The organism is Actinokineospora spheciospongiae (genome assembly GCF_000564855.1).
GTDB lineage: Bacteria > Actinomycetota > Actinomycetes > Mycobacteriales > Pseudonocardiaceae > Actinokineospora > Actinokineospora spheciospongiae.
The window spans coordinates 23710-31715 of the sequence record NZ_AYXG01000225.1 but is presented as its reverse complement, the minus strand read 5'-3'; the positions used below and the strand labels follow the sequence as shown (position 1 = coordinate 31715).

Genomic DNA, 8006 nt, shown 5'->3' with positions numbered 1-8006 from the left:
GGCCCCGGCCAAACACATCCACCCAGCCGGGCACCACCCACACAAAGACCGGGCCTGAGCCGAAGCGCGCGGCGAAACACAGCCACCCACCCGGACACACCCACCAAGAGACCAAGGCTCTGAGCAGCACACGCAGAAGAGCCGGGATCGACGTCGATCCCGGCTCTCGTGTCCTCGGGTCAGGCCCGGACGCCCGCCTTGCTCACGCGGGTGCGGGCGGCGTGGGCGGCGCGGCGCTCGGCCTCGTCCAGGCCGCCCCAGATGCCGTAGGGCTCCACCACGGTCAGCGCGTGCTCGCGGCACTGCGCCAGCACCGGGCAGCCCTGGCAGATCTCCTTGGCCGTGCGGACCCTGGCGGCCCTGGCCTGGCCGCGCTCGGAGTCCGGGTGGAAGAAGCGGGCGCTGTCCATGCCCCGGCACGACCCGTGGCGCTGCCAGTCCCACGTGTCCGCGATCGGACCGGGCAGGCGTGAGACGTCGCTCATGGCGGGGCTCCCCTCGTCGCTGGTTGAGCCGGTGTTACCCAACCGGTTGCGGGGTCAAACGAACTGTGCGTCGATTTTCCGGTGGGCCGTTGAACAGGACTTTCCCGGTGGTCGTGGGTCACACTGGGGGCCGGACAACCGGAGCGGCCCCCGGGGAGGGTGACGTGGCGCGACCGATTTGGCACGGAGCGATCAACTTCGGGCTGGTGACCGTCCCGGTCGACATGTTCGGCGCGACCGAGGACCACACCGTCAGCTTCCGGCAGTTCGAGCGGGGCACCTCGGACCGCATCCGGTACAAGCGGGTCAACGAGCGCACCGGCGAGGAGGTCGCCTACGCCGACATCGTCAAGGGCGCGGAGGTCGGCGGCGGCGAGTACGTGATCGTCGAGCCGGACGAGCTGGACCAGATCGCGCCCGGCCGCTCGCGCACGATCGACATCACCGCGTTCGTCGACCTCGACGAGATTGACCCGATCCACTTCCAGAAGACCTACTGGCTGGCCCCGGCCAAGGACGAGTACGGCAAGGCCTACAGCCTGCTGCTGCAGGCGATGCGCAAGACCAACCGGGCCGGGATCGCCGGTTTCGTCATGCGCGGCAAGGAGTACCTGACCGCGGTGCGCGCGGGCGGCGACCTGCTGATGCTGACCACGCTGCTGTTCCCCGAGGACATCCGCGACCCGGCCGACGAGCTCAAGTCGATGCCGGAGATCACCCCGGCGCGCGGCCGGGAGCTGGACATGGCGGTCAACCTGATCGAGTCGATGACCGAGGAGTGGTCGCCGGAGGACCACCACGACACCTACACCCAGCGGGTCGAGCAGCTCATCGAGGACAAGCGCCAGGGCCGCGAGATCGTCACCGAGGAGGCGCCGAGCAGCCCGACGAAGGTGGTCGACCTGTTCGAGGCGCTCAGCAAGAGCGTGGAGAGCCGCAAGAAGCGCCGCGAGGGCGGGGGCTCGGCCAAGCCGTCGGCGGGGTCGTCGAAGAAGCCGTCGGTCGACCTCGACGGGCTGAGCAAGGCGGAGCTGGAGAAGATGGCCCGCGAGCTGGACGTCAAGGGCCGCTCCAAGATGACCCGCGACGAGCTGCGGGACGCGGTGGCCGCGGCCGGGTCGGGCAGGCGGGAGGCGTCCTGACCGACCCCGCCCCCGGTGCACGACGCGGGCGCGGCCCAGTCGCCGCGGTGGCCGCCGGAGTCCAAGGCGGAGCGCAGCCAGGCCCGTGGGCCGGGGTGGTGGTCCGGGGCCGGTGGACCCGTGGGCGGCGCGGTCGGTGCCGGAACCGGACAACAGGTGGACGGACCGGGCGGCTCAGCACTCGATGACGTTCAGGGCCAGGCCCCCGCGCGCGGTCTCCTTGTACTTGGTGTGCATGTCCGCGCCGGTCTGGCGCATGGTCTTGATCACCTTGTCCAGGTGGACGATGTGCGTGCCGTCGCCGCGCAGCGCCATCCGGGAGGCGTTGATGGCCTTGGTCGACCCGACCGCGTTGCGCTCGATGCACGGGATCTGCACCAGGCCGCCGACCGGGTCGCAGGTCAGGCCGAGGTGGTGCTCCAGCCCGATCTCGGCGGCGTTCTCGACCTGGGCGACGGTGCCGCCGAGCACGGCGGTGAGGCCCGCCGCGGCCATGGCGCAGGCGGAGCCGACCTCCCCCTGGCAGCCCACCTCGGCACCGGAGATGGACCCGGTCTCCTTGAGCACCACGCCGATCGCGGCGGCGGTGAGCAGGAAGTCGACCACGCCGTCGAGCGTGGCGGTGGGGATGAACCGGGTGTAGTAGTGCAGGACGGCGGGGATGATGCCCGCGGCGCCGTTGGTGGGCGCGGTGACGACCCGGCCGCCGGAGGCGTTCTCCTCGTTGACCGCGAGCGCGTAGAGGCTCACCCAGTCCATGACGTAGAGCGGGTCGCCCGCGCCGTCCTCGGCGAGCAGCTTCTCGTGCAGCGCCTTGGCGCGGCGCGGGACCTTGAGGCCGCCGGGGAGGGTGCCGTCGCGCGCGCACCCGGCCGCCACGCAGTCGCGCATGACCTGCCAGATGTCGAGCAGGCCCGCGCGGACCTCGGCCTCGGTGCGCCACACCAGTTCGTTGGCCAGCATCACCTCGGCGATGGTCAGCCCGTGCGCGGCGCAGTGCGCGAGCAGGTCGGCGCCGGTGCGGAACGGGTACGGCACCGGGGTGGTGTCGGCGGAGATCACCGGCCCGTCGGCGGCCTCCTGGTCGAGCACGAAGCCGCCGCCCACCGAGTAGTAGGTGCGCTCGGCGAGCCGCTCCCCCGCCGCGTCGAAGGCGGTGAAGGTCATGCCGTTGGGGTGCAGCGGCAGCGCCTTGCGGCGGTGCATGACCAGGTCGGTGTCCTCGGTGAAGGCGATCGGGTGGGTGCCGAGCAGCCGCAGCCCGGCCGTGGCCCGGATCGCCGCGACCCTGGTGGGCACCGCGTCGGTGTCGATGTCCTCGGGGCGTTCGCCCTCCAGGCCGAGCAGCACGGCCTTGTCGCTGCCGTGGCCGTGCCCGGTGGCGCCGAGCGAGCCGAACAGCTCGGCGCGGACCCGGGCGACCCGGTCGAGCAGCCCGGCGGCGCGCAGGCCGTCGGCGAAGATCAGCGCGGCGCGCATCGGGCCCACGGTGTGTGAACTCGACGGCCCGATGCCGATGCTGAACAGGTCGAAGACGCTGACCGCCACGACGTTTCTCCTCGGTGTGTCATGACGGCGCGGCGGCGGGGGCCGGATCGCGGCCCCCGCCTGCGTCCGTCGTCTCAGCCCAGCTCGGGGTAGAGCGGGCGGCGTTTGACCAGCAGGGCCACGCGGTCGCGCAGCGCGGAGCTGGTTTCCTCGTCGAAGTCGGGCCGCAGCGCGACGGCGATGATGTCGGCGACCTCGGCGAAGTCCTCGGCGTCGAAGCCGCGGGTGGCCAGCGCCGGGGTGCCGATCCGCAGGCCCGAGGTCACCATCGGCGGCCGGGGGTCGAACGGGACGGCGTTGCGGTTGACGGTGATGCCGATGCCGTGCAGGCGGTCCTCGGCCTGCTGCCCGTCGAGCTGCGAGTCCACCAGGTCGACCAGGACCAGGTGCACGTCGGTGCCCCCGGAGGACACCTTGACGCCCGCCGCGGCGGCGTCGGGCGCGGAGAGCCGGTCGGCCAGGATGCGCGCGCCCTCCAGGACGCGGCGCTGCCGCTCGGCGAACTCCTCGGTGGCGGCGATCTTGAACGCCACCGCCTTGGCGGCGATCACGTGCTCGAGCGGGCCGCCCTGCTGGCCGGGGAACACCGCCGAGTTGACCTTCTTGGCCAGCTCCTGGGTGGACAGGATCACCCCGCCGCGCGGACCGCCGAGGGTCTTGTGCGTGGTGGTGGTGACCAGGTCGGCGTGCGGCACCGGGCTCGGGTGCAGGCCGGCGGCGACCAGACCGGCGAAGTGCGCCATGTCGACCATGAGCTTGGCGCCCACCGAGTCGGCGATGCGGCGGAACTCGGCGAAGTCGAGCTGGCGCGGGTAGGCCGACCAACCCGCGATGACGAGCTGCGGCTTGTGCTCCTGGGCCAGGCGCTCGACCTCGGCCATGTCGACCAGGCCGGTCTCCTTGTCGACGTGGTAGGCGGCGACGTTGTAGAGCTTGCCGGAGAAATTGATCTTCATGCCGTGCGTGAGGTGGCCGCCGTGGGCCAGGTCCAGCCCGAGGATGGTGTCACCGGGCTTGAGCACCGAGACCATCGCCGCGGCGTTGGCCTGCGCGCCCGAGTGCGGCTGCACGTTGGCGTGCTCGGCGCCGAAGAGGGCCTTCACCCGGTCGATGGCGAGCTGCTCGACCACGTCGACGTGCTCGCAGCCGCCGTAGTAGCGCTTGCCGGGGTAGCCCTCGGCGTACTTGTTGGTCAGGACCGAGCCCTGGGCCTGGAGCACCCCGAGCGGGGCGAAGTTCTCGGAGGCGATCATCTCCAGGGTGTCCTGCTGGCGGCGCAGCTCGGCGTCGACGGCGGCGGAGACCTCCGGGTCGACCTCGGCCAGCGGCTGTGCGAACGTGCTCATCGTGGTCTCCCTCAGTCCGTCTCGGCGATCAGCGCGGTGTACTCGGTGGCGGTGAGCAGTTCGGGGGTGCCGGTCACCCGGACCCGGAACAGCCAGCCGTCGCCGAACGGGTCGAGGTTGACGTGCTCGGGGCTGTCCACCACCGCGTCGTTGACCTCGGTGACCTCGCCGGAGACCGGCGCGAACAGCTCGCTGACGGACTTGGTCGACTCGATCTCGCCGCACGCCTCGCCCACCTCGACGGTGGCGCCGACCTCGGGAAGCTGCACGAAGACCACGTCGCCGAGGGAGTCGGCGGCGTACTTCGTCACCCCCACCGTGGCGGTGTCGCCGCCCAGGTCGACCCACTCGTGCTCCTCGGTGTAGCCGAGGTTCTCCGGGATGCTCATCTCGTTCTCGATCTCCTGCTAGGCGGGACGCTGGTAGAAGGGCAGCTCGACGACCTCGACCGGGAGGGCCGTACCCCGGACGTCGACCGACAGCGCGGTGCCCGGTCCGCTGGTGGCGGCCGGGACGTAGGCCAGCGCGACCGGGTGGCCGAGGGTCGGCGAGAGGGCGCCGCTGGTGACCGTACCGACCCGGTTCCCGGCCGCGTCGAGCACCGCGTACCCGGGCCGGGGGGCGCGCTTGCCGGTGGTGACCAGGCCCACCAGCACCTTGTCCTCCACGTCGGCGTCGCGCCTGCGCTCCAGCGCCGCCCGCCCGACGAAGTCCCCCTTGTCGAACTTCACGACCCGGCCCAGGGCGGCGTCGAACGGGGTCAGCTCGGCGGTCAGCTCGTTGCCGTAGAGCGGCATCCCCGCCTCCAGCCGGAGCGTGTCGCGGCAGGCCAGCCCGGCCGGGACGAGCCCGCGGCCCTCCCCGGCAGCGCTCAGCGCCCGCCACACATCGGGAGCCAGGGCGCCGTCGACGTAGAGCTCGAAGCCGTCCTCACCGGTGTAGCCGGTGCGGGCCAGCAGCACGTCGTGCCCGGCCGCGGTCGCCGCGACGCCGGCGTAGTACGGCAGCGCGTCCAGGTCGGCGCCGGTGACCTCGCGCACGATCGCCGCCGAGTTCGGCCCCTGCACGGCGATCAGCGCGGTCTGCGCGGAGCGGTCGACGACCTCGACGTCGAAGGCCGCGGCCCGCGAGACCAGTTCGGCGGCCACCAGGGCGGCGTTGGAGGCGTTCGCCACGACCAGGTACCGGTCCTCGGCGAGCCGGTAGACCACCAGGTCGTCGAGGACGCCGCCGGACTCGGCGCAGATCATGGTGTAGCGCGCGCGGCCCGGCTTCACCGCCGACAGCTTGCCCACCAGGGCGTAGTCCAGGGCGGCGGCGGCCTCCGGGCCGGTCAGCTCGATCTCGCCCATGTGGCTGAGGTCGAACAGGCCCGCAGCCGTGCGCACCGCCTTGTGCTCGGCCAGTTCGCTGCCGTAGCGCAGGGGCATCGCCCAGCCTGCGAAGTCGGTGAACGAGGCGCCGAGGGCCTCGTGCACCGCGTGCAGCGGGGAGGGTGTGCTCATGGGAGTCCGTTCTCCTTCGGCCGGGCGGGGGTGCTCGACCGTCCACAATCAGCGTGGCACGGACGGCGCGAGTTCGGGGCGAGAGGTGTGCGGCCTGTGGACAACTCCGCCCGCTGTCGCCCGGGTCCTGTGGACAACCGGGGGCGGGGCGGCGCGGGGGCCGGGGTGGGGACGAGCGCGGACATGCAGGAGTTCCTCCGCTTCCGGATCGGGAACTCCCCCTCTGTCATGTGACCTGAGAGCTTCACCGCCCGGGGGCGGCTTGCACCGTGGGTGAGGCGCGGACGCGCCTGCTTTCCAGAGTGGCCTGGCCTGGGACGGTAGCTGTACCTGAGAGATTCCGGGGAGTTTGCTCCTTCGGTGCCCCAGCTCGCGCTGGAGGCTCTCCCGTCCTGGCTCGTGACGGCCCGATATTCGCTTGTGTGGGCTCAACCTAACCGGCGGACGGGCGGTCAGTCCAGCCTGAAGCCGAACGGCAGCTCCAACCGGTGCGCCGCGAGCAGCGCGGTGTCGGCCAGCAGCTCCCGGGTGGGGCCGTCCGCGACCACCACACCCTCGTCGACGAGCACGCTGCGCGGGCACAACTGCAACGCGTAGGGCAGGTCGTGGGTGACCATGAGCGTGGTGCGGCCCAGGCCCAGCAGCACCTCGGCGAGTTCGCGCCGGGCGACCGGCTCCAGGTTCGCCGAGGGCTCGTCGAGGACGAGGACCTCCGGGTCGCAGGCCAGCACCGTGGCCAGCGCCACCCGCCGCCGCTGCCCGCCGGACAGGTGCATCGGCGAGCGGTCGGCGTGCTCGGCCATGCCGACCGCGGCCAGCGCCGCGGCCACCCTGGCGTCGAGTTCGGCGCCGCGCAGGCCGAAGTTGGCGGGCCCGAACGCGACGTCCTCGCGGACGGTCGGCATGAAGAGCTGGTCGTCGGGGTCCTGGAAGACGATGCCGACCCGGCGGCGGACCTCGCGCAGGTTCGCCTTGGCCACCGGCAGCCCGGCGACCGCCACCCGCCCGGCCCCGGGGGTGTGCACGCCGTTGAGGTGCAGCACCAGCGTGGTCTTGCCCGCGCCGTTGGGGCCCAGCACGGCGACCCGCTCCCCCGGCTCGACCCGCAGGTCGATGCCGAACAGCGCCTGGTGCCCGTCGGGGTAGGCGTAGGCCAGGCCCTCCACCAGCAGCGCGGGCGGACGGGTGGTCGGGGTGTCATCCGCGGCGGTCTCCGGCATCACCCCCACAGTGTGGTCCCCAGGACGAGCGCGGCGCCCACCGCGGGGACCAGGCCCGCGAGCCAGGTCCGGGGTGCGGCGGCCCGCCCGGCGTCGGGCATGGTGCCGGTCCAGCCGCGCGAGACCATCGCCAGGTGGACCCGTTCGCCGCGCTCGTAGCTGCGGATGAACAGGGTGCCGACGGCGCGGGCGGTGGCCCCGGCCTGCCAGAGGAAGCGCGGGTCGTGACCGCGGCAGATGCGGGCGACCCGCATCCGGGCCGCCTCGGCGGAGATGACCTCCAGGTAGCGCAGCATGAGCGTGGCGATGGTGATCACCAGGGCGGGCACCCGCAGGCGCTGCAACCCGACCAGCAGGTCCCGGGGCGAGGTGGTGGCCGACAGGGTCAGCGACACCAGCACGCCGAGGGTGCCCTTGGCCAGGATGTTCCAGCCCGCCAGCAGCCCGGTCTCCGACAGCCGCAGCCCCAGCAGCCCCACGGTCGGCCCGCCCGCGGTGAACGGCAGCACCACGGCCAGCACGACGAACGGCGCCTCGATCAGCGCCCGCTTCGCCAGCCACCCCGGCGGGACGCGGGCGAGCGCCCACACGCAGGCCAGCAGCAGCAGGTACAGCCCGAACGCCGCGAACTCCCCGCGCGGGGTGGACACCACGCACAGCACCACGGCGAGTGCGGCGACGACCTTGACCTGCGCGGGCAGCCGGTGCACGGCGGTGTCGCCGGGGCGGTGCAGCAGGTGCGCGTGACCCGCACCCACCG

The 8006-nt window shown here is 72.8% G+C and carries 8 protein-coding genes and 1 riboswitch; of the genes, 1 reads left to right on the top strand and 7 read right to left on the bottom strand.

Annotation, left to right across the window (positions count from 1 at the left end; genetic code table 11):
• Window positions 1–179 precede the first annotated feature (179 nt).
• Window positions 180–485 carry a WhiB family transcriptional regulator gene (locus UO65_RS28615; RefSeq protein ID WP_035288619.1) on the bottom strand — a complete coding sequence of 102 codons (306 nt, stop codon included), beginning with the start codon at window positions 483–485 and terminating at the stop codon, window positions 180–182.
• Between the two features lie 164 nt (window positions 486–649).
• On the opposite strand from UO65_RS28615, the gene ku reads away from it, so the two are divergent.
• Window positions 650–1627, top strand: coding sequence for a non-homologous end joining protein Ku (ku, locus tag UO65_RS28610; RefSeq protein WP_035288617.1), 978 nt, complete (start codon window positions 650–652; stop codon window positions 1625–1627).
• A 174-nt stretch (window positions 1628–1801) separates the two neighbouring features.
• Here ku and UO65_RS28605 read toward each other — a convergent pair whose 3' ends face one another.
• From UO65_RS28605 to cbiQ, 6 genes are all read right to left on the bottom strand, one after another.
• The gene (locus tag UO65_RS28605) at window positions 1802–3175 is read right to left on the bottom strand and encodes an L-serine ammonia-lyase (RefSeq protein WP_035288615.1); all 1374 of its coding nucleotides are present in this window, start codon (window positions 3173–3175) and stop codon (window positions 1802–1804) included.
• 74 nt (window positions 3176–3249) lie between these two features.
• Entirely contained in the window at window positions 3250–4521 is a 1272-nt protein-coding gene (glyA, locus tag UO65_RS28600; protein WP_035288612.1) for a serine hydroxymethyltransferase, read from the bottom strand.
• Window positions 4522–4532: 11 nt separating this feature from the next.
• Window positions 4533–4910, bottom strand: a complete 378-nt coding sequence (gcvH, locus tag UO65_RS28595; RefSeq protein ID WP_035288610.1) for a glycine cleavage system protein GcvH — start codon at window positions 4908–4910, stop codon at window positions 4533–4535.
• 18 nt (window positions 4911–4928) lie between these two features.
• Window positions 4929–6026: a glycine cleavage system aminomethyltransferase GcvT gene (gene gcvT / locus UO65_RS28590; RefSeq protein ID WP_035288607.1), complete on the bottom strand. Its 1098-nt coding sequence runs from the start codon at window positions 6024–6026 to the stop codon at window positions 4929–4931.
• A gap of 213 nt (window positions 6027–6239) precedes the next feature.
• Window positions 6240–6337: riboswitch (glycine riboswitch) on the bottom strand.
• 141 nt (window positions 6338–6478) lie between these two features.
• Entirely contained in the window at window positions 6479–7246 is a 768-nt protein-coding gene (locus UO65_RS28585; protein ID WP_035288639.1) for an energy-coupling factor ABC transporter ATP-binding protein, read from the bottom strand.
• Entirely contained in the window at window positions 7246–8004 is a 759-nt protein-coding gene (gene cbiQ, locus UO65_RS28580) for a cobalt ECF transporter T component CbiQ (protein ID WP_035288604.1), read from the bottom strand. Before cbiQ ends, UO65_RS28585 begins: the two co-directional genes overlap by 1 nt.
• Window positions 8005–8006: the final 2 nt, after the last annotated feature.

Coding starts and splice junctions, on each gene's coding strand:
- gcvH (WP_035288610.1), bottom strand. CDS start 4,910: ATGAGCATCCCGGAGAACCTCGGCTACACCGAGGAGCACGAGTGGGTC.
- glyA (WP_035288612.1), bottom strand. CDS start 4,521: ATGAGCACGTTCGCACAGCCGCTGGCCGAGGTCGACCCGGAGGTCTCC.
- gcvT (WP_035288607.1), bottom strand. CDS start 6,026: ATGAGCACACCCTCCCCGCTGCACGCGGTGCACGAGGCCCTCGGCGCC.
- UO65_RS28615 (WP_035288619.1), bottom strand. CDS start 485: ATGAGCGACGTCTCACGCCTGCCCGGTCCGATCGCGGACACGTGGGAC.
- UO65_RS28585 (WP_035288639.1), bottom strand. CDS start 7,246: ATGCCGGAGACCGCCGCGGATGACACCCCGACCACCCGTCCGCCCGCG.